Source organism: Shouchella tritolerans (assembly GCF_025770735.1).
GTDB classification, from domain to species: domain Bacteria; phylum Bacillota; class Bacilli; order Bacillales; family Bacillaceae_D; genus Shouchella; species Shouchella tritolerans.
In genome coordinates this window covers 1-325 of record NZ_JAODPB010000028.1, presented here as the reverse complement: position 1 = coordinate 325, position 325 = coordinate 1, and the positions used below count along the sequence as shown (strand labels likewise).

Genomic DNA, 325 nt, shown 5'->3' with positions numbered 1-325 from the left:
CCATTATCGCCCGAATCAAATCACTGCCCGCGCTGTCGCCTTGCAAGTGCTGTACATGCTGGAAGGTGAGGAAGAAGAGTATGCCAAGCTCAGGCGGCATGGCGTTACTGCTTTTTCTACCAACCGCGTGTCGGCGAGTCTGAACGGCAGCGCCATATCGCCAGAAGTAGAATCGCTTATCCGTGGCAAGGCGAGAGTGGGGCGGTTAATATGATGCCTCCTATGCGAGATCAAGTAACCGTCGTCACTACTCGCCTTGATGACAACGGAAACCCTGTTGTCGATGATCGTGGCCGTCCTGTCGCCCCTGATGAAACAACAACAA

At 54.2% G+C, this 325-nt stretch carries 1 pseudogene; it reads left to right on the top strand.

The annotated features are described in order from the left end of the window. Positions 1–214 (top strand): annotated as a pseudogene (locus tag N6H06_RS23040) (hypothetical protein); the annotation flags it as partial. Between the last annotated feature and the right edge of the window lie 111 nt (positions 215–325).